The organism is Rathayibacter sp. AY1F8 (genome assembly GCF_002932165.1).
Taxonomy (GTDB): domain Bacteria; phylum Actinomycetota; class Actinomycetes; order Actinomycetales; family Microbacteriaceae; genus Rathayibacter.
In genome coordinates this window covers 92,749-112,822 of sequence record NZ_PSVB01000011.1, presented here as the reverse complement: position 1 = coordinate 112,822, position 20,074 = coordinate 92,749, and the positions used below count along the sequence as shown (strand labels likewise).

Here is a 20,074-nt window from a genome sequence, read left to right as displayed (position 1 = left end):
GGAAGACAGGACTAAAGACTGTCGGAGCTGACCGGTACTAATAAGCCGATAACTTGATAATCACTACACTCATACCGTTGTAAAGGCTGGTAGGAGTGGCCAGAGATTGCTTGCGTCCACTTTGTGGTTCCCAGAAGACGGGCACCCCGCATCCTCCTTCGGGAGGAGCGGAACAATTGAATACACGCACGGCGTGTAACCCAGATTTGACCATGTGCCCTCGGGTGCGTGTGTCGCCAGGGTTACGGCGGCCATAGCGAGAGGGAAACGCCCGGTCACATTCCGAACCCGGAAGCTAAGACTCTCAGCGCCGATGGTACTGCAGGGGGGACCCTGTGGGAGAGTAGGACACCGCCGGACACCATTCACGATGGCCACCCAGAAATGGGTGGCCATCGCTGTTTAACCGGTCGGTCTCTGTTCGAGGAGGAACAGGGCCGGCCGGAGCGACGATGACCGTCGTCGCCCGACTCCGGAACGAGGAGCAGCGATGACTCAGCACGACCCGACGCCCTCTCCGGAATCGAGGCCGCTCCAGAACGGCTTCGACGCCGTGGAGGAACACGTCCTGTCAGACGAGCTCCTCCGGATCGAGCAGACTCCGCTCAACGAGAGGGCAGCCGGATACGTCCAGCTGCAGGAGCAGCTGCGCATCCGACTCGAGAACGCCGACCGCGACCGATGACCGAAGACTCGCGACTCGACTCGGCTCTCGCCGAACGGGGCATCGCCCGGTCCCGCACCCATGCCGCTCGGATGATCGCCGACGGTCTGGTGACGGTGGACGGCGTCCCTGCACTGAAGCCCTCGATCCGCGTCCGCGACGATCAGGACGTCGCGGTCGCCGGCCTCGACCACTACGTCAGCCGGGCCGCCCACAAGCTGCTCGCCGCCCTCGACACCTTCGCGACGGTGCGAGTCGCCGGCCGGAACGCTCTCGACGTCGGGGCGTCGACGGGCGGGTTCTCGCAGGTCCTGCTCGAGCGCGGCGCCGCCTCGGTGATCGCCCTCGACGTCGGGCACGCGCAGCTCGCTCCCCGGATCCGGTCCGACGATCGCGTCCACGTGGTGGAGGGGTTCAATGCGCGGGATCTCACCGCCGCCCGGCTCGCCGAAGCCGCCAGGACCGAGATCGTCCCGGACCTGGTCGTGTCCGACGTGTCCTTCATCTCCCTGCGGATGGTTCTGCCTCCCGTCGCCGCCTCCGTGGATCCGCTCGCCGACTTCGTGGTGCTGGTGAAGCCGCAGTTCGAGGTCGGCCGCTTGGGAGTGCGGGAGGGGATCGTCCGGGATCCGGAGCTGCGTCGCGAGGCCCTCTCGGACGTCCTGTGGTCGGCGTGGGACCTGGGGCTCGGCGTCGTCGGGCTGGCCGAGTCGCCACTCCCGGGGGGCGCTGGGAATCGCGAGTATCTGGCGCACCTCCACCGCGACCGCGGAACGATTCCGACAGAATGGAGGGACGCGGTCACCGCGCTCACCACCGGATGACGCGATCGTGTCCGCCGCTGTCGACCGACCAGAAGGACACACCCTCGATGCAGTCCCCTCGTGACGAGCGCAACATCCTCGTCGTCGCCCACACCGGACGGACGGACTCCCTCGATGCGGCGGTCCTCGTCGTCGAGCGCCTCCGGAACTCCGGCGCCCACCCCGTCCTCTGCGCCGACGACAAGGGCGACATCGTCGCGGTCGCTCCGGATCTGAGCGACGTCGCCGTGCTCGGGTCCGACGTCCCGCTCGAGTCCATCGAGCTCGTGTTCGTGCTCGGCGGGGACGGGACCATCCTCCGCGCAGCGGAGATCGTCCGGTCCGGGACGGCCCCTCTGCTCGGCGTGAACCTCGGCCACGTCGGGTTCCTCGCGGAGAGCGAGCGGGACGATCTCGACGACGCCGTCGCCCGTGCGCTCGACGGCGACTACGCGGTCGAGGAGCGGATGACCCTGCAGGTGCGCGTCAAGATCGACGAGGCCGTCGTCTACGAGACCTGGGCGCTCAACGAGGCGACCGTCGAGAAGGGCAGCCGCGAGCGGATGCTCGAGGTCATGGTGGGCGTCGACGGACGTCCGCTGTCGAGCTTCGGCTGCGACGGCATCGTCGTGTCCACTCCGACCGGTTCCACCGCTTACGCCTTCTCCGGGGGCGGCCCCGTCGTGTGGCCGACCGTCGAGGCGATGCTCCTCGTTCCGCTCAGTGCCCATGCCCTCTTCGCGCGGCCCCTCGTCGTGGGCCCGTCGTCGAGCCTCGCCGTCGAGGTCAAGGAGAGGACCGACGGCGTCGGCGTCCTCTGGGCCGACGGCCGGCGCGCCTACGAGCTGCCGCCGGGAGCGCGCGTCGTCTACCGGCGCTCGCCCGTGCCCGTGCGCTTCGCACGCCTGCACGACGCCCCCTTCACCGATCGACTCGTGCACAAGTTCGGTCTCCCCATCCGCGGATGGCGGGGGTCGGCGGAGACGGAGTAAGGCCCGATGCTCGAAGAGCTGCAGATCCGCGACCTCGGAGTGATCGCCGAGGCGACGCTCCCGCTCGGACCGGGCTTCACCGCGGTCACCGGCGAGACCGGCGCCGGCAAGACGATGGTGGTCACGGCGCTCGGCCTCGTGCTGGGCGCGCGCTCGGACGCGTCCGCGGTGCGCTCGGGAGCGAAGCAGGCCTGGGTGTCGGGGCGCTGGCTGGTCCCCGAGGAGGGCCCGGTCGCCGAGCGCGTCCACGACGCCGGCGGCGATCTCGACGGCCCGGAGCTGCTCCTCGCGCGGTCCGTCTCGGCGGAGGGACGCGGGCGAGCCGTCGTCGGCGGCCGGAGCGCACCGGTCAGCGTGCTAAGCGAGCTCGCCGATCAGCTGGTCGTCGTGCACGGGCAGTCGGACCAGATCCGCCTCCGCTCCGCCGCGGCGCAGCGCGAGGCGCTCGACCGGTTCGGCGGACCCGGTCTCGCCGACGCCCTCCGCGACTACGCGAGCGCCTTCGAGCGTTGGCGGGCCAACCGGGAGGAGCTCGACTCGCTCACCGAGGCCCGGGAGACGCGCGCCCGCGAAGCCGAACGGCTCCGCTCCGCCCTCGCCGAGATCGAGGTGGTCGCCCCCCAGCGCGGGGAGGACGTCGAGCTCGCGGCGCAGTCCGCCCGGCTCGGGAGCATCGAGCAGCTCCGGCTCGCCGCCGGCGAGGCCCGCGAGGCGATCTCGTCCGAGGAGCTGGACGGGCGGGACGCGCTCGGGCTCCTCGAGACGGCGCGGCGCGTGCTGGAGCGGGCGGCCGAGCACGACGCCGCCCTGCAGCCGACGGTCCAGACGCTCGGCGAGGCGGCGGTGCTCCTCGTCGACGCCGCCGGCGGGCTCTCCTCCTACCTGGCGGAGCTCGACCTCGACGGCGCGCACGACCTGGAGCTGATCGAGAACCGGCGGGCGGAGCTGTCCCTGCTCGCCCGCACCTACGGACCGACCCTGGACGACGTGCTCGACCTGGTGGACTCCTCCGGACTCCGCCTGCTCGAGCTCGACGGCGACGACGAGAGGATCGCGGCTCTCGAGGCCGACACCGCGGCCGACGCGGACCTCGTCGACCGCCTCGCGACCCGGCTGACCGAGCTGCGGACCGCGGCGGCCGCCGAGCTGGGGGAGCGGGTCAGCGACGAGCTCACCGCGCTGGCCATGGCGGATGCGCGCCTGCACGTGAAGGTGACGGCCGCGGGGGAGCCGAGCGTCCACGGGCGCGACTCCGTCGAGATGCTGCTCCAGCCGCACACCGGGGCCGCACCCCGGCCCCTCGCCCGCGGAGCCTCGGGAGGCGAGCTCTCGCGGGTGATGCTCGCGATCGAGGTCGTGGTCGCCGCCAACGACCCCGTGCCGACGTTCGTCTTCGACGAGGTCGACGCAGGGGTCGGCGGAGCGGCGGCGATCGAGATCGGCCGACGGCTCGCGCGGCTCGCCGAGACGTCGCAGGTCATCGTGGTGACCCACCTCGCGCAGGTCGCCGCATTCGCCACGAACCACCTCCGCGTCGAGAAGGGCTCGGACGGCGCGGTGACCTCGAGCGCCGTGACGCAGCTCGACTCCGAGGAGCGGGTGTCCGAGATGGCGCGCCTGCTCTCGGGGCTCACCGACTCCGCCAACGCTCTCGCTCATGCGCGGGAGCTCCTCGAATCGAGTCGGCGGGGCTGATCGCGAGCGGCCCGGGACGACATCGATCCGTCCCGGGCGGTCCGCCGCCGCCGTTCTGCTGTTACGGTGGAACCCCGTGGTGGACTTTACGAACGCGGGCCTTTCCTCTTCTTCTCCCTCGGATCCCGAGGGCTCCTCCGGGTCCTCGACCCGGAACGCTTCGACGGCCGGGCAGGACGCCCCCTCGAAGATCACGAAGCACATCTTCGTCACCGGCGGTGTCGTCTCCTCGCTCGGCAAGGGACTCACGGCCGCGAGCCTGGGCAACCTGCTGACCGCGCGCGGGCTGCGCGTCGTCATGCAGAAGCTCGACCCGTACCTCAACGTGGACCCGGGGACGATGAACCCGTTCCAGCACGGCGAGGTCTTCGTGACCGACGACGGCGCCGAGACCGATCTCGACATCGGCCACTACGAGCGCTTCCTCGACATCAACCTGAACCAGGCCGCGAACGTCACGACCGGCCAGATCTACTCGCGGGTCATCGCGCGCGAGCGCGCCGGCGAGTACCTCGGCGACACGGTCCAGGTCATCCCGCACATCACGGACGAGATCAAGCGGCGCATGCGCCTCCAGTCGGAGGACGACCCGCAGCCGGACGTCATCATCACCGAGATCGGCGGCACCGTCGGCGACATCGAGAGCCAGCCGTTCATCGAGTCGGCCCGCCAGGTCCGCCACGAGCTCGGCCGCCGCAACGTCTTCTTCGTGCACGTCTCGCTGGTGCCCTTCATGGGCGCCTCCGGCGAGCAGAAGACCAAGCCCACCCAGCACTCCGTCGCGGCGCTGCGCTCGATCGGCATCCAGCCGGACGCGCTGGTGCTGCGGAGCGACCGGCCCGTCTCGGAGTCGAACAAGCGCAAGATCGCGCTGATGTGCGACGTCGACGAGCAGGCCGTGGTCAACGCCAAGGACGTCGCGTCGATCTACGAGATCCCGCAGATGCTCAACGAGCAGGGCCTCGACGCCTACATCATCGACCAGCTGGGCCTCCCGGCCGGCGAGGTCGTCTGGGACGGCTGGTCGCGACTGCTCGAGGCCGTGCACGAGCCCAAGCACGAGGTCACCATCGGCCTGGTCGGGAAGTACATCGACCTGCCCGACGCCTACCTCTCCGTGACGGAGGCCCTGCGAGCCGGCGGCTTCGCGCAGCAGACGAAGGTCGCCATCCGCTGGATCGCCTCCGACGGGCTCGAGGACCCCGAGGCTGCGGCAAAGGCGCTCTCCGAGCTCGACGGCATCTGCGTGCCCGGCGGCTTCGGCATCCGCGGTATCGAGGGCAAGCTCGGCGCGCTGCGCTTCGCGCGGGAGAACGGGATCCCGACGCTCGGGCTCTGCCTCGGCCTGCAGTGCATGGTCATCGAGTACGCCCGCAACGAGGCCGGCCTCGAGGGGGCCTCGTCGTCGGAGTTCGATCCGGAGACGGAGTTCCCCGTCATCGCGACGATGGCCGAGCAGGTCGAGATCCTCGCGTCCGGGGACATGGGCGGCACGATGCGCCTCGGCCTCTACACGGCCGAGCTCGCCGAGGGCTCGATCGTCGCCGAGGTGTACGGCGCACCTGAGGCTGCCGAGCGCCACCGTCACCGCTACGAGGTCAACAACCGCTACCGCGACCGGATCGCCGAGGCGGGGCTCTGGTTCTCGGGCCTCTCGCCCGACGGCCACCTCGTGGAGTACGTCGAGCTGCCCCGCGAGAAGCACCCCTACTACGTGGGCACGCAGGCGCACCCGGAGCTCCGCTCGCGCCCGAACGCCGCGCACCCGCTCTTCCGCGGCCTCGTGACCGCCGCCCTCGAGCGCCAGGAGGCCTCGCGCCTCTTCCCGGCATCGGAGGCGGGCGCCGATGAGTGAGCCGCTGTCGGACGAGCTCGTCGAGCCGGAGGTCCTGACCAGTGAGCGCGTCTTCGACGGGATGGTCTGGGGCGTCCGCGCGGAGACGTTCCGCTACGGCGGCGGCGAGCTGCGCCGGGAGTTCCTCGATCACACGGGAGCCGTCGCGGTGCTGGCCCTCGACGACGAGGACCGCGTCGCCCTGATCAAGCAGTACCGGCACCCGGTCCGCACCCGCGAGTGGGAGATCCCGGCCGGCCTGCTCGACGTGGAGGGCGAGGATCCGCTGGTCGCCGCTCAGCGGGAGCTGGGCGAGGAGACGGACCTGCAGGCCGAGCGCTGGGACCTGCTCTCGGAGTTCGCCACTTCGCCGGGCGGCAGCGACGAGGTCATCCGGATCTACCTGGCCCGCGGGCTCTCGTCCACAGGCTCCGCCTTCGACCGCGAGGCGGAGGAGGCCGACATGGAGCTGCGGTGGGTGCCGCTGGACGAGGCGGTCGAGGCGGTCCTCGCCCGCCGGGTGCAGAACCCCTCGCTGACGATCGCGGTGCTCGCGGCGCACGCGTTCCGCTCGCGCGACTGGGAAGGGCTGGGCGACGCGTCCTCGCCGTGGACGCGCCACCCGCGGGTCCGCCACCCCCGGGGGTGAGCCCCCGCGCCTGCGCCGAGGCGTACCTCCGGCAGGCGAGCGTGGAGCGCGGGCTCTCGGCGCACACGCTCGCGGCCTACCGGCGCGACCTGGAGCTCTACCTCGGCTGGCTCGAGGAGCGCGGGACCGTCGATCTGGCGCAGCTCGGACGGGTCGACGTGGGGGAGTTCTCCTCCTGGCTGGCCGCACGCCCGGAGCGGCCGCTCGCGGCGAGCTCGCGCGCACGGATCCTCTCGAGCGTCCGAGGGCTGCACCGCTTCGCCCTCGAGGAGGGGGTCGTCGCGGACGACGTTGCCCGGGACGTGATGCCGCCGAAGGTCCCGATGACCCTGCCGAAGGCGGTCACGGTCGAGCAGATGGCGGCACTGCTCGACGCGGCGCGCGGCGAGGAGCTCGCGGACCTGCGGGACCGGGCCCTGCTGGAGCTGCTCTACGCGACGGGCGCGCGCATCTCGGAGGCGGTGGACCTGAACGTCGACGACGTGGTCGCCGCGGAGGTGGTGCGGCTGACGGGCAAGGGGTCCAAGCAGCGGATGGTGCCGCTCGGCCGCTTCGCCCGCGAGGCGGTCGACGAGTACCTTGTGCGTGCGCGGCCCGAGCTCTCGCGGAGGGGACGCGCGACGCCGGCGCTCTTCCTGGGGGTCCGCGGGAGCCGCCTGTCGCGGCAGAGCGCCTGGCTGGTCATCCGCGCCGTCGCCGAGAAGGCCGGGCTGGACCGGGAGATCTCGCCGCACACCTTCCGGCACTCGTTCGCGACCCACCTGCTCGCGGGCGGCGCCGACGTCCGCGTAGTGCAGGAGCTCCTCGGGCACGCCTCGGTGGCGACGACGCAGATCTACACGCTGGTGACGGCGGACACGCTCCGGGACGTCTACACGTCCGCGCACCCGCGAGCGCGGCGCTAGAGCCGCGGACCCGCGCGGCGGGGCGCGGCGGCCGGGGAGCGGGGCGCCGGTACACTCGTCGGAGGCCGCGCGGGAGCGCACGCCGCCACGGAAGCGAGGACGACGCAGGTGACACGCAAGACGGACGACAAGGCCGAGCTCACCGGTCTCGAAGCCCCGACGCTCGGCCCGACCGGCCGCCCCCTGCGCGACTTCCCGCTGCCGGTGGAGCTCACCGGTCACGGCCCCGCTCGGATCATCTCCCTCTGCAACCAGAAGGGCGGCGTCGGAAAGACGACGACGACCATCAACCTGGGCGCGACCCTCGCCGAGTACGGCCGCCGTGTGCTGGCCATCGACTTCGACCCGCAGGGCGCCCTCTCGGCCGGCCTCGGGGTCACGACCTACGACGCCATCACGATCTACGACCTGCTCCTCGGCACCGTGAAGGACCCGGCCGAGGCGATCCGGAGGACCCGCGTGCCGGGCCTGGACGTCATCCCGGCCAACATCGACCTCTCCGCCGCCGAGGTCCACCTCGTCAACGAGGTCGCGCGCGAGCAGATCCTCGCCCGGGTACTCCGCAAGGTGAGCGCGGACTACGACGTCATCCTGATCGACTGCCAGCCCTCGCTGGGCCTGCTCACGGTCAACGCGCTCACCGCGAGCCACGGCGTCCTCATCCCGCTCGAGTGCGAGTTCTTCGCGCTGCGCGGCGTCGCCCTGCTGATCGAGACGATCGACAAGGTCCGCGACCGGCTCAACCCGGTGATCGAGCTCGACGGCATCCTGCCCACGATGTACGACTCCCGCACCCTGCACTCGCGGGAGGTGCTCGACCGGGTGGTCGACGCCTTCGGCGACAGCGTGCTCGAGACGGTGATCGGCCGCACGGTGAAGTTCCCGGACGCCAGCGTGTCCGGCGTCCCGATCACCCAGTTCGCGCCCGAGCACAACGCCGCGAAGGCGTACCGCAAGCTCGCCAGGGAGCTGATCTCGCGTGGCGCGGTCGCCTGAGGTCCTCCTCGAGGAGCGCACCGCTCCCACCGGGTTCCACCTCGCGCTGACCAACTTCGAGGGTCCGTTCGACCTCCTGCTGAGCCTCATCGCGAAGCAGCAGGTCGACATCACCGAGATCGCGCTGAGCGCCGTGACGGACGAGTTCCTCTCGTACCTGCACGGGATCGACTCGCTCGAGGGGCTGGACCGCGCGTCGGAGTTCCTCGTCGTCGCCGCGACGCTCCTCGACCTGAAGATCGCCGGACTCCTGCCCCAGGGCGAGCTCGTGGACGCGGAGGACGCGGCGCTGCTGGAGGCGCGAGACCTGCTCTTCGCCCGGCTCCTGCAGTACCGGGCCTTCAAGCAGGTGTCGTCGTGGTTCGCCGAGCGGATCGCGATCGAGACCGCCCGTCATGTGCGCGACGTGCCTCTGGAGGAGGAGTACCGGTCCGCGAAGCCGGAGCTCGTCTGGACCCTGTCGCCCGCCGACTTCGCCGCCCTCGCGACCGTCGCCCTCGCTCCGCGCGAGCTGCCGACGGTGGGCCTGGACCACCTGCACGCCCCGCAGATCAGCATCCGGGAGCAGGCCGCCCACGTCGTGGCGATGCTGCGCGCCCGCGGGAGGGCCACCTTCGGCGAGCTGATCGCGGACGCCGACGAGAAGGGCGTGATCGTCGCGCGCTTCCTGGCCGTGCTCGAGCTCTACCGGCACGCTGCGATCTCGTTCGACCAGCCGGAGCCGCTCGGCGAGCTCACGCTGCGCTGGGTCGCCGAGCAGTGGAGCGATGCGAGCCTCGCCGCGCTCGGAGCCGACTATGACTCCTGACGCCGGCCCCGGGACCGTCGCGTTCGAGATCGACCGGGCGATCGAGGCGATCCTGATGGTCGCGGACGAGCCGCAGCCGCTCGCCTCCCTCGCGACCGCGCTGTCGAGGCCGATCGCCGTGGTCCGCCAGTCGATCGAGCGCCTGGTCGCCGACTACGACGGCGCCGACGGGGCGACCCGACGGGGCTTCGAGCTGCGCGAGGTCGGTGCCGGCTGGCGGATCTACGTCCGCCGCGAGTACGACCCGGTGGTCAAGGACTTCGTCCTGACGCAGAACCCGACGCGGCTCTCGCAGGCGGCGCTCGAGACGCTCGCCGTGATCGCCTACAAGCAGCCGGTCTCGCGCGGTCAGGTCGCGCAGATCCGCGCGGTCAACGTCGACTCCGTCGCGCGCACCCTCCTCGGCCGCGGCCTCATCGCGGAGGTCGGCCACGACCCCGAGACGGGCGCGGTCCTCTACGGCACCACCGAGCAGCTGCTCGTGCACCTCGGCCTCACCTCGCTCGACGAGCTGCCGAAGATCTCCCCCCTACTGAGCGACGGAAGAGACGGATTCGATGAGCGCGCCTGACAGCGGCCCCGACGGCGAACGACTGCAGAAGGTCCTCGCGGCAGCGGGGGTCGCCTCCCGACGAGTGGTCGAGGAGATGATCGTGGCGCGGCGGATCCGCGTCAACGGCGAGGTGGCGGACGAGCTCGGCCGCCGCATCGATCCGGCGACCGACCGGATCGAGGTCGACGGGGTCGCGGTGCAGCTGGACACCTCGCGCCGCTACGTGATGCTCAACAAGCCGATCGGCGTCGTCAGCTCGCTGGCGGACGAGAACGGACGCACCGACCTCAGCCTCTACACGAAGAACTTCGAGGAGCGGCTGTTCAACGTCGGGCGCCTCGACGCCGAGACCTCGGGCCTGCTGGTGCTGACCAACGACGGCGAGCTCGCCCACGTCCTCGCGCACCCGTCGTTCGGAGTGACGAAGACCTACATCGCGAAGGTGCACGGGCAGGTGCTCCCGCAGACGATCGCGACGCTGACCTCCGGGATCGAGCTCGACGACGGACCGGTGGCCGCCGACAAGGCGCGTCTCCTCGGCCGGCCGGAGGGCCGCTCGAACGCCTCGCTCGTCGAGATCACCCTGCACTCCGGTCGCAACCGGGTCGTGCGCCGGATGATGGCGGCGGTCGGCCACCCGGTGATCGAGCTCGTCCGGCGCCAGTTCGGGCCGCTGCACCTGGGCACCCTGCGCTCGGGCGATCTGCGCGACCTGACCCGGGAGGAGCTGGGCGCGCTGCTCACGATCGCGCGGCAGGGCGGCGAGGCGGTGGCGGCCGCTCCCGCGGTCCCCTCGAAGAAGGCGAGCGCGGGTGCGCGGCGGCCCCGGCCTGACAGCGGCGAGCGCGTCGCCCCGGCGGAGCGCGGCTCGGCCGGACGGTCGTCCGACCGCGGCGGATCGGCCGGACGGTCGTCCGATCGCGGCGGCTCGGCGGGACGGTCGTCCGATCGCGGCGGCTCCGCCGGCGGCGGGCGGAGCGACGGTCCTCCGCGCCGGTCCGGCGCCGACAAGCAGCGCCGCGCCGATCGCTAGGCTGTCGGGGTGAACGAGCTCCTGCACCCCGCGCCGCCCGCGATGCGGACGACCGGGACGGTGCGGGTGGTCGGCTCCGGACTGCTCGGCGCCTCCATCGGCCTCGGCCTCGCCTCCCGCGGGATCGACGTCGTCCTCGACGACGCCTCGCCCGCGAGCCTCTCCCTCGCCATCGACTACGGGGCCGGCCGCGCCGCCTCCGCCGACGACCGGCCCTCCGTCGTCGTCGTCTGCGTCCCCCCTGACGTCACCGCGAGCGTCGTCGAGCGCGAGCTCGCGGAGCACCCCGGAGCCGTCGTCACCGACGTGGCGAGCGTCAAGACCCAGCCGCTGCGCGAGCTGCGCTCCCGCGGCGTCGACCTCGCCCGCTACATCGGCTCGCACCCGATGGCCGGCCGCGAGCGCGGCGGACCGGTCGCCGCGCGGGGAGACCTCTTCGTCGGCAGACCCTGGGTGATCTGCCGCGACGGCGAGACCGCGCCCGACGCGCTCGCAAGGGTGGAGGGCCTCGCTCTCGACCTCGGCGGCACCATCGTCGAGATGGACCCGGAGGAGCACGACCTGTCGGTCGGCCTCGTCTCGCACGCCCCGCAGGTGATCTCGTCACTGCTCGGCCAGCGCCTCCTCGACGCCCCGAACGCGGCGCTCCGCCTCGCCGGGCAGGGCGTCCGCGACGTCTCGCGCCTGGCGGCCTCGGCCCCCGAGCTCTGGATGCAGATCCTGGCCGCGAACCGCGAGCACGTCGTCGCGGTGCTCGACGCCTTCCGCGACGATGTCGCCGCGGTGGCCGACGCGCTTCGCGACCTCGAGGCGCCCGGCTCGCGCCGCGTGCTCGCCGAGCACCTCGCCGCGGGCAACGCCGGAGTGGCGCGCCTGCCCGGCAAGCACGGCCAGGACCAGCGCTTCTCGACCCTGATCGTCCTCGTCGACGACTCTCCCGGAACCCTCGCGCGGCTCCTGGTGGAGATCGGCGAGGCGGGCGTCAATCTCGAGGACGTGCGCCTCGAGCACGCGCAGGGGCGCCGAGTGGGTCTCGCCGAGATCTCGGTCGTGCCCGAGGCGGTCGCGCCGCTGACCGAAGAACTGACCATACGCGGCTGGAGGATCGCCGGATGAGCACCGAGCAGAACAGGCAGGAGGGCGGCCTGAACAGGATGACGCCCGCCCGCCGGGCACAGCAGAGCATCCCGGAGGACGGGGGCGCGGCTCCCGAGCGCGAGGCGCGCTCCGAGGCCGCCGAGCAGGGCGACTTCGGCGAGGCCGTCGTGGTCGCCATCGACGGCCCGGCCGGCAGCGGCAAGTCCAGCGTGTCGAGGGCTGCCGCCCGCCGCCTCGACTTCGAGTTCCTCGACACGGGAGCGGCCTACCGCGCGCTCGCCTGGCACGGGCTCGACCGCGGCCTCGACTTCGAGGACCAGGACGCGATCGTCGACGCGCTCGACGGCTTCGACTACTCCATCGGCACCGACCCCGAGTCGTACTCGGTGTGGGTCGGTCCGACCGAGGTGACCGCCGCCATCCGCGAGCCCCGGGTGACCGCGCGCGTCTCGGCCGTGGCGAAGGTCCCCGAGGTCCGTCGGAGGATCACCCTGCTGTTCCGGAGGATCATCGGCGAGACGCGTCGGGAGGGCATCATCGTCGAGGGCCGCGACATCACGACGGTCGTCGCACCGACCGCTCCGGTCCGGATCCTGCTGACGGCGAGCGAAGAGGCTAGAATGGCCAGGCGTTCGCGCGAGGTCACCACGGAATCCGCCGAGGCGACGGGTCAGGCGCTGCGGTCGAGGGACCGCGCCGACTCGCAGGTGGTCGACTTCATGAACGCCGCAGAAGGAGTCACTCTTCTCGACTCCACTCATCTCGACTTCGAGCAGACCGTCGACGCGGTCGTCGCCGAGGTCCGAACTTCGAGAGCAAGGGCCGGTCATGGCACAGGACACGCACGTCGGTGACGACGAGCTGAACTTCGGAGACGACGACCTCGTCGAGCGCCTCGGCGACCTCGACGAGCAGCTCGCCTCCTCACGCGCGCAGGCGCTCCGGAGCGGACTCGAGGACTACGACCTCGACGAGGAGGACCTCGACCTCCTCGAGTTCGCCGGGGAGGACTCGGACGAGGTCCGCTACCTCCCCGCCCTCCCGGTCGTGGCGATCGTGGGCCGCCCCAACGTCGGCAAGTCCGCGCTGGTGAACCGCATCCTCGGCCGCCGCGAGGCCGTCGTCGAGGACACCCCGGGCGTCACGCGCGACCGCGTGTCCTACAAGGCGGAGTGGATCGACAGGGCGTTCACCATCGTCGACACCGGCGGCTGGGAGCCCGACGCCCGCGGCATCGACGCCTCCGTCGCCATGCAGGCCGAGATCGCCATCGACCTCGCCGACGCCGTCATCTTCGTCGTCGACGCGAACGTGGGCGCGACCGCGACCGACGAGCACGTCGTGAAGCTGCTGCGCAAGACGAAGAAGCCGGTCTTCCTCGCCGCCAACAAGGTGGACGACGCCCGCCAGGAGCCGAACGCCGCCTCGCTGTGGTCGCTCGGCCTGGGCGAGCCCCGCCCCGTCTCGGCCGTCCACGGCCGCGGCGTCGCCGACCTTCTCGACGCGGTGGTCGAGAAGCTCCCTCTGGAGTCGGCCGTCGCCAAGCGCGAGGTCGGCGGGCCGCGCCGCGTCGCGATCCTCGGCCGCCCGAACGTCGGCAAGTCCAGCCTGCTCAACAAGGCGGCGGGGGAGGAGCGGGTCGTCGTCAACGAGCTCGCCGGCACCACGCGCGACCCGGTCGACGAGCAGGTCGAGATCGCCGGCAAGGTCTGGCGCTTCGTCGACACCGCGGGCATCCGCCGCCGCGTGCACCTCCAGCAGGGCGCCGACTTCTACGCGTCGCTGCGCACCTCGACGGCGCTCGAGAAGGCCGAGGTCGCCGTCGTCGTCCTCGACGTCTCGCAGCCGATCTCGGAGCAGGACGTCCGCATCATCGACCTGGTGCTGGAGTCGGGCCGGGCGCTCGTGCTCGCCTTCAACAAGTGGGACCTCCTCGACGACGAGCGCCGCCGCTACCTCGAGCGCGAGATCGAGACCGACCTCGCCCACGTGGCGTGGGCGCCCCGCGTCAACATCTCGGCCCGCACCGGCCGACACCTCGAGAAGCTCGTGCCGGCGCTCGAGCTCGCCCTCGAGTCGTGGGACACGCGCATCCCGACGGGCAAGTTCAACGCGTTCCTCGCCGAGCTCACCGCGGCGCACCCGCACCCCCTCCGCGGAGGCAAGCAGCCCCGCGTGCTCTTCGGCACGCAGGCTTCGTCGCGCCCGCCGACATTCGTCCTCTTCACGACCGGGTTCCTCGACCCGGGCTACCGCCGCTACATCGCGCGCCGCCTGCGCGAGATCTACGGCTTCCAGGGGTCGCCGGTGAACGTCAACATGCGCGTCCGCGAGAAGCGCGCGCGCTGAGCGCAGCCGTACCGTGTCCGGCCCGTGGGAGCTCCTCCCGCGGGCCGTCCGCGTCTCCGGGAGGAGCGGTCGTCGAGCCGAGGGGGCGGATGCTGCTGCCGAGGCGTCACGGCCGAGCGGGACAGCTCTCTCGAGAGGGAGCGAGGAGCCGCGCGGTCCGGCTTGCGGAGTTGCGGCCGCCCTCGAGCCGAGCGGTCGACTCTCTCGGCGAGCGTCTGCGCAGCGGCGCCCGACGAGGCCGGTCAGTCGCCGGTGGCGAAGGGCCACCACGGCGGCAGGAGCCGTCGGTAGGCGGCGAGGTAGCTGCCGGGATCGCGGGGCGCGGGCAGACGGAGCCACTGCTCCATCAGGCCGACGGAGCCCGCCGCGAGGAACGAGGCCGTCGCGTCCTCGAGGAAGCCGAGCGGTGCGTCCGCGGCCGGGACGTCGAGGATCCCCGTGTCGAGCGTCGCGGAGACGGCGGTGCGGAAGTGCCCTGCCAGCATCGCGCGGAGGCCCGAGTCCCCGCCGGGGGCGTCGAAGGCGCGGAGGTAGAGGTCGCGGTGGCCGTCCAGGTGGCCGAGGACGCGGGAGGTGCCCTCGCGGATGCTCGCGTCGGTCGCGGCACCGCTCCGGAGCTGCTGGAGGTAGCCCTCCCGGATCGCGTCGAGCTCGTCCTGCAGGGCGGCGCAGAGCAGCTCCGCGGCGGACGAGGCGTGGGCGTAGAAGGTGGAGCGGTTCACGCCGGCGAGATCGGTGATCTCGGAGACGGTGAGGGTGGCGACGTCGCGGCCGGTCGCGAGTTCGACGATCGCCCGGTGCAGGGCCACCTGTGATCGCTTCTGCCGCGCATCCACTGCTGACGCCTCCCGAGCTGCCGACGGCGCGTCGACCCGTGCCGACGCGTTCCGCCCAGCGAGTCTACGGGGCCCGCTCGTTTTCACTTCCGGCGTCGGCATCCGCTAAGGTAGTCGAGTTGCCCGGGCCTCGGCCCGGTCTGCCACGGGCTGTGGCGCAGCTTGGTAGCGCACTTGACTGGGGGTCAAGGGGTCGCAGGTTCAAATCCTGTCAGCCCGACGGAAAGCCCTGATGAGACCACTGGTCGTCGTCAGGGCTTCCGTCGTTTCCGGGCCTCGTCGTGACGCTGCGGACCGCTCACCGGAGCGCTGCGGCGACCTCGGCGAAAGCCACGCGACGTCGAGCGGAGCGCGCCTCCCGCTCGGCGGGATCCCGTGCCCAGAGCGCCTGTCGCGACGGATGGAAGGTGCGGATCACCGTGAGGCCGCGCTCGCGCTCGATCGCCGGGTGCCGCCTGAGGAGGCGCCGCCAGCCGTGATCGGCGTCGCCGCCCTGCAGGAGGACCACCTCGACGTCGGGGGCGAGCGCGAGCAGATGCAGGACGGTCTCGACGCCGGCGTCGAGCTGCTCGGCGTTCGGGGCCCGGTTGATGTACCAGGGGTAGGCGTTCCACGGCAGCAGGTCGGCGGGGGCGAGGCCCACCTCGTCCATCAGCCCGGCCATGAGCTCCGCCGTCGGGTCGTCGTTCTCGGTGCAGAGGAAGCCGCTTCCGATGCCGTCCTGAGTGGCGGGGCCGGGATCGCGGAGGACGCTGAGGACGCGCGCCTCCACTCCGCCGTGCAGGGGCGCGACGTAGGGCAGCCAGCCGCGTCCGTAGGGGTTCCGCAGCTCGTCGACCCAGCGGTTCACCCAGCCACGTGCGGTGCGTAGCGCTGCTCCCACTGGGCGCGGCGGAAGGAGAGGTCGGCCATGGAGCGGGGCATGTCCGCACCCTAGAGGGTGACCGGGGCGGCGCGGCACCCTTCCTGGTCGTCGGCCGTGCCGGCGGCGTCCGGACTGAGAGGCCGGAGCGGCATGCACGGCGTCTCCCCGACCGCCCGCAAGGGCGGCGGCAGGCCGGCTCCCTAGCGTCGGTGGACGTGACCCACTCCGCTCCGCTCGCCCGCTGGTGGCGCGAACGCTGGTGGGCGCGGCTCACGCTCCTCGCGATCCTGTGCGGTTCGACGGCCCTCACCGGCTGGAATCTCGCCCGGGGCGGAGACGCCGTCTTCTACGAGGCGGCGGCACGGTCGATGTCGGAGTCGTGGCACGCGCTGGCGTTCGGAGCCTTCGATCCCGCCGCCACGGTGACGCTGGACAAGCTGGCGGGGTTCGCGGTGCCGCAGGCGCTGAGCATCCGGCTGTTCGGCATGTCGACGTCGTCGATCGCGCTGCCGCAGCTGATCGAGGGGCTGATCACGGTCGCTGCGTGCTCGGTCGTCGGGCTCCGGTGGGGCGGCCGGGGGCTCGGGCTGGTCGCGGCGGCAGCGGCGGCGAGCACGCCGATCCTCGTGTCGATGTTCGGGCACCCGATGGAGGACGGGCTGCTCACGGCGGCACTCGCCGTGGCGCTGGTGTGGTGGCAGCGCGCGGTGCTGACGGAGCGGTGGTGGCCGCTGCTGATGACCGGGCTGTCCATCGGGATCGGCTTCCAGGCGAAGATGATGCAGGCCTGGTTCGTCCTGCCGGCGCTCGTGGTGGCGACTCTCGTCGGGGTGCGCGGGTGGCGCCGAGCGCTCGCCTGTGCGGGCGGGCTCCTGGCCGTCGCGGTGGGCGCCTCGGTGGCGTGGATGGTCGCGATGCAGGCGGTGCCGGCAGGGGACCGGCCCTACATCGACGGGTCGACGGGGAACGACGTCTTCGCGATGGTGTTCGGGTTCAACGGGCTCGACCGGCTGATCCCAGGAGCGGTGCCCGGCGCCGTCGTCGCTTCCGCCCACGTGGCGACGATGGGCGGAGCAGCGGGGTCTTCGCCGGCCAAGCTGCTGCTGGCGCAGTACGCGACGCAGGTCGGCTGGCTGTATCCCGCGGCGCTCGCCGGGCTGGTGCTCGGCGCCGTGCGCTGGTGGCCGCGGCGGGGGAGGCGGGGAGGTGCCCGCGGTGCCTTCGCCCTCCTGGTCTGCCTCGCGGTGTGGCTGGTGACAGCGGCGGGCGTGCTCTCGGTGGCGACGGTGCCGCACATGGCGTACGTCGCGGCGATCGGCGTGCAGCTGGCGCTCCTCGCCGCGCTGGGCTGGGCGGAGGGGGTGCGGCTGCTCGCGTCGCCCCGGGTCGGCGCGCGGCTGGTGCTGCCGCTCCTCCTGGTCGGGCAGACGGCGTGGAGCGCGGCGCTCGCCGTGGGCGGGCAGCTGCCGTCGGTGCTGGGCCTGCCGCTCGCGGCGCTCGCCGGAGCAGGGCTCGTCGTGGTCGCGGTGGCGGCCCGGTGGAGTAGGGGCGGTGCGGCGGCGAGCAGAGGCGCGGCCCGGCATCGTTCGATCGCGCTCGCAGCGGCCGTCGTGATCCTGGCAGGGCCGATCGCGTTCAGCCTCCAGGTGCTCGACGCGTCCCTCGACGGGTCGGGCGGGGACGCGCTCGTCGGCCTGCGCTTCCCGCAGAGGGCCGAGACCTCGGCTCCGTTCGCGGTCTCGTCGCCGGACGCGGTCGGCGGGCACGACTCGATGACCGCCGACGAGACCGCACTGGTCGCCGCTGCTCGTGCCGCCGGCGGCGGGGTGGACGGAGCGCCCCTGTTCCTCACCGACTCCTGGGCGATCTCGGCGCCGATCATCACGGCGACCGGCGCGAGCGTGCTCACCGACGGCGGCTACTCCGGCCAGGCGCGGGTCTTCACCGAGCAGGACGTCGCCGGGATGATCGCGGCAGGACGCACGCCTCTGCTGGTTCTGAAGAACTCGGCGCCACCGACCGAGTCGGTGCGGAAGGCCGTGGTGGCGGACGGATGCACACAGCTGCAGGAGTGGGGGCCGGCGGCGACGGAGTCGGGAGAGCACGCCTCCGCGGTCACCGGGTTCTCGTTGTGGCGGTGCGTGGCGATGCCGCACGGCTCGGCGGGCGGGGTGTCGGGTGCCGGCCAGTGACGCCGTAGGGCAGTTCTCGCCTGGACGAGATCGGCTCCCGCCGGAACGATCGCCCTCGTCCTTGCGCTCGACGGGTCAGGCCAGGCCGAGGAGGTCGAGCGTCCAGGCGTGAGCGAGGACGTTCTCCTGGTGGGACTCCTCGGGCGTCAGTCCGCTGAGGTGACCGCCCGAGGTCGCACGGAGGACGACGTGCGCGGGATCGTCGCGCTCAGCCACTGCCCGGTAGGCGCTTGCGAATTCCGCGATCGCCGACGCGTCGACTCGGGCATCGCGGAGACCGGCTCGAATCCACGCGCGCGGAAGCGGTCGGCTCCGCCCCACCATTGTGGCGATCGTCGCGAGTGGAGATAGCCCGCTCGCGAGGATCCAGTCAGGGTCACCGAACTCCTCACGGTCGGACGCCGCCGCGGCTGCGGAGCGATCATCGAGCGCGCCGACGGGATCGAGGAAGGGATGCACGAGGTGGAGGCCACGGAGTTCTGCGGGGCGACGGAGGCAGACCGTCGCAGCGACCAGCGCGCCCGCGCTCGCCGCGGTGAGAAGGAGCCGGTGCGAGTCGATCCCTGGAAGCTCACGAAGCAACGCCAGGCAGGCGAGGAGGTCCTCGATCGGGCGCTCGCGGCCGAGGCCGGTCGCCTGCCGATGCCACTCCGGGCCGTTCTCTCCGCCCCCGCGGACATGGCAGTAGGCGATCGCGGCTCCGCGCGCGAGGAGGTCGTCCGTGAAGGGATCGAACGGCCCCTCGAGGCTGATGCCGTAGGCGCCGTAGACGTGGACGACGACGGGACAGCTGTCGGCGCCGTCAGGAGTCATCAGGGTGAGCGGGACGAGGGTGCCGTCCCGGCTCGGCGCAGTGAGTGACGTGACCTTCATCCGTTCTGTGACCTCGGTGGCGAGTGCCTTACCCGGTACACGGGTGACGCAGTGGGCGCGGTGAGCAGGGGAGGAGACGAGCATGATCGGGTGGCGGGTGATCGGATCGACGGCGGGAACAAGGGTCCCGGCCGCCGGCGCGAGCCAGAGCGCGTCTGCCCCGCCGCCGGGCAGCCACACCGCTCTCCTGCCGGACGACCGACCGAGTACGAAGAGCTCACCCTGGGCCTCCTGCAGGTGCTCCGCCTGAAGGGCCTTCGGAACGGGAACCTCGAGAGGACGCGTCGAGCCGGTCATCCGGACGACTCCGTGCCGTCGATACAGGACCGCGAGGCCGCCCCTGCAGGCGGAGACATCCGCGTTCTCCGTGCCGAGGTCGAGGCGACGGCACGTCGGGGGACTGCTCTCCTCTCCGGTCAGCACCCAGTACCGGGAGTCGCGCGCCCCTCTCGATGCGAGTACAGCGATCGCCCCGGCGACGCTGCGCAGATCGAGCCTCCGAGCCTGATCGGGCTCTTCGAGCAGCACGTGGGGAGTCGTCAGGCTGCGATGCCACCAGACCGCCTGCCAGGGCCGACCCGCGTCGTTCCGCCTTATCCAGAGGAATCCGTCCGAGAACGATCGGATGCGCGGGGAGACGGGGCGCTCGTCCTGAACGATCTCGACGGCTCCGCTCCTGGTCGCGACGGCGACGCGGATGCGGTGATGCTCATCACCGTCCTGATCGCTCACAAGTGCGAAAGCGGCGGCGCCCGGCGAGAGCACCAGAGACTCCTGCGGTGCGATGACGAGGGTGTGCTGCACGGGGCGCCCGTCGGGATCCCGGAGGAGCACCTGCCGGGGGCCTGTCGGCTCCGCGGCTGCGCTCGACGGCTGCAGAGCTGCGAGATGTCGCAGCCGTCCGGCGATCGCAGAAACCCGAGGCGGCA

The 20,074-nt window shown here is 72.2% G+C and carries 17 protein-coding genes, 1 tRNA gene, 1 rRNA gene and 1 pseudogene; 17 read left to right on the top strand and 3 right to left on the bottom strand.

The window, feature by feature from the left end:
* The first annotated feature begins 243 nt into the window (after positions 1–243).
* The 15 genes and pseudogenes from rrf to der all read left to right on the top strand — a co-directional run bounded on the left by rrf (position 244) and on the right by der (position 14,379).
* Positions 244–360: ribosomal RNA gene (gene rrf / locus C5C35_RS10175) — 5S ribosomal RNA — on the top strand.
* Between the two features lie 130 nt (positions 361–490).
* Positions 491–685, top strand: coding sequence for a hypothetical protein (locus C5C35_RS10170; RefSeq protein ID WP_104225427.1), 195 nt, complete (start codon positions 491–493; stop codon positions 683–685).
* Positions 682–1,488 carry a TlyA family RNA methyltransferase gene (locus C5C35_RS10165; RefSeq protein WP_104222497.1) on the top strand — a complete coding sequence of 269 codons (807 nt, stop codon included), beginning with the start codon at positions 682–684 and terminating at the stop codon, positions 1,486–1,488. The genes C5C35_RS10170 and C5C35_RS10165 overlap by 4 nt, the downstream gene beginning before the upstream one ends.
* A 47-nt stretch (positions 1,489–1,535) precedes the next feature.
* Complete coding sequence (locus C5C35_RS10160) at positions 1,536–2,459, top strand: NAD kinase (protein WP_104222498.1); 924 nt, start codon at positions 1,536–1,538, stop codon at positions 2,457–2,459.
* Positions 2,460–2,465: 6 nt separating this feature from the next.
* Positions 2,466–4,154, top strand: coding sequence for a DNA repair protein RecN (gene recN, locus C5C35_RS10155; RefSeq protein WP_104247183.1), 1,689 nt, complete (start codon positions 2,466–2,468; stop codon positions 4,152–4,154).
* Between the two features lie 190 nt (positions 4,155–4,344).
* Entirely contained in the window at positions 4,345–6,009 is a 1,665-nt protein-coding gene (locus C5C35_RS10150) for a CTP synthase (protein ID WP_104222604.1), read from the top strand.
* Positions 6,002–6,637 (top strand): NUDIX hydrolase, encoded by a 636-nt coding sequence (locus C5C35_RS10145; protein WP_104225423.1) that lies wholly within the window; start codon positions 6,002–6,004, stop codon positions 6,635–6,637. The genes C5C35_RS10150 and C5C35_RS10145 overlap by 8 nt, the downstream gene beginning before the upstream one ends.
* Positions 6,634–7,542, top strand: coding sequence for a site-specific tyrosine recombinase XerD (gene xerD, locus C5C35_RS10140; protein WP_104225422.1), 909 nt, complete (start codon positions 6,634–6,636; stop codon positions 7,540–7,542). The genes C5C35_RS10145 and xerD overlap by 4 nt, the downstream gene beginning before the upstream one ends.
* Positions 7,543–7,650: 108 nt before the next feature.
* Entirely contained in the window at positions 7,651–8,538 is an 888-nt protein-coding gene (locus C5C35_RS10135; protein ID WP_104222502.1) for a ParA family protein, read from the top strand.
* Positions 8,522–9,346, top strand: a complete 825-nt coding sequence (locus C5C35_RS10130) for a ScpA family protein (RefSeq protein WP_104255454.1) — start codon at positions 8,522–8,524, stop codon at positions 9,344–9,346. Before C5C35_RS10135 ends, C5C35_RS10130 begins: the two co-directional genes overlap by 17 nt.
* Complete coding sequence (scpB, locus tag C5C35_RS10125; RefSeq protein WP_104247181.1) at positions 9,336–9,917, top strand: SMC-Scp complex subunit ScpB; 582 nt, start codon at positions 9,336–9,338, stop codon at positions 9,915–9,917. Before C5C35_RS10130 ends, scpB begins: the two co-directional genes overlap by 11 nt.
* Positions 9,904–10,674 (top strand): annotated as a pseudogene (locus C5C35_RS10120) (pseudouridine synthase); the annotation flags it as partial. The gene scpB and the pseudogene C5C35_RS10120, both read left to right, overlap by 14 nt.
* A gap of 300 nt (positions 10,675–10,974) precedes the next feature.
* Positions 10,975–12,048, top strand: a complete 1,074-nt coding sequence (locus C5C35_RS10115; RefSeq protein WP_104247189.1) for a prephenate dehydrogenase — start codon at positions 10,975–10,977, stop codon at positions 12,046–12,048.
* Positions 12,045–12,884, top strand: coding sequence for a (d)CMP kinase (cmk, locus tag C5C35_RS10110; protein WP_244229618.1), 840 nt, complete (start codon positions 12,045–12,047; stop codon positions 12,882–12,884). Before C5C35_RS10115 ends, cmk begins: the two co-directional genes overlap by 4 nt.
* Positions 12,859–14,379 (top strand): ribosome biogenesis GTPase Der, encoded by a 1,521-nt coding sequence (gene der / locus C5C35_RS10105; RefSeq protein ID WP_104263035.1) that lies wholly within the window; start codon positions 12,859–12,861, stop codon positions 14,377–14,379. Before cmk ends, der begins: the two co-directional genes overlap by 26 nt.
* A gap of 242 nt (positions 14,380–14,621) precedes the next feature.
* On the opposite strand, the gene C5C35_RS10100 is transcribed toward der, so the two are convergent.
* On the bottom strand, positions 14,622–15,188 hold the full coding sequence (locus C5C35_RS10100; protein WP_104225419.1) for a TetR/AcrR family transcriptional regulator: 567 nt from the start codon (positions 15,186–15,188) through the stop codon (positions 14,622–14,624).
* Between the two features lie 173 nt (positions 15,189–15,361).
* Here C5C35_RS10100 and C5C35_RS10095 point away from each other — a divergent pair.
* Positions 15,362–15,435 (top strand) — tRNA-Pro (locus C5C35_RS10095).
* Between the two features lie 78 nt (positions 15,436–15,513).
* Here the strand turns inward: C5C35_RS10095 and C5C35_RS10090 are convergent.
* Positions 15,514–16,065: a uracil-DNA glycosylase gene (locus C5C35_RS10090; RefSeq protein WP_219814163.1), complete on the bottom strand. Its 552-nt coding sequence runs from the start codon at positions 16,063–16,065 to the stop codon at positions 15,514–15,516.
* Positions 16,066–16,295: 230 nt separating this feature from the next.
* Between C5C35_RS10090 and C5C35_RS10085 the strand changes: the two genes are divergently transcribed.
* On the top strand, positions 16,296–18,272 hold the full coding sequence (locus C5C35_RS10085) for a glycosyltransferase family 39 protein (protein ID WP_104263039.1): 1,977 nt from the start codon (positions 16,296–16,298) through the stop codon (positions 18,270–18,272).
* Positions 18,273–18,347: 75 nt separating this feature from the next.
* Here C5C35_RS10085 and C5C35_RS10080 read toward each other — a convergent pair whose 3' ends face one another.
* On the bottom strand, positions 18,348–19,145 hold the full coding sequence (locus C5C35_RS10080; protein ID WP_181065470.1) for a prolyl oligopeptidase family serine peptidase: 798 nt from the start codon (positions 19,143–19,145) through the stop codon (positions 18,348–18,350).
* Positions 19,146–20,074 lie beyond the last annotated feature (929 nt).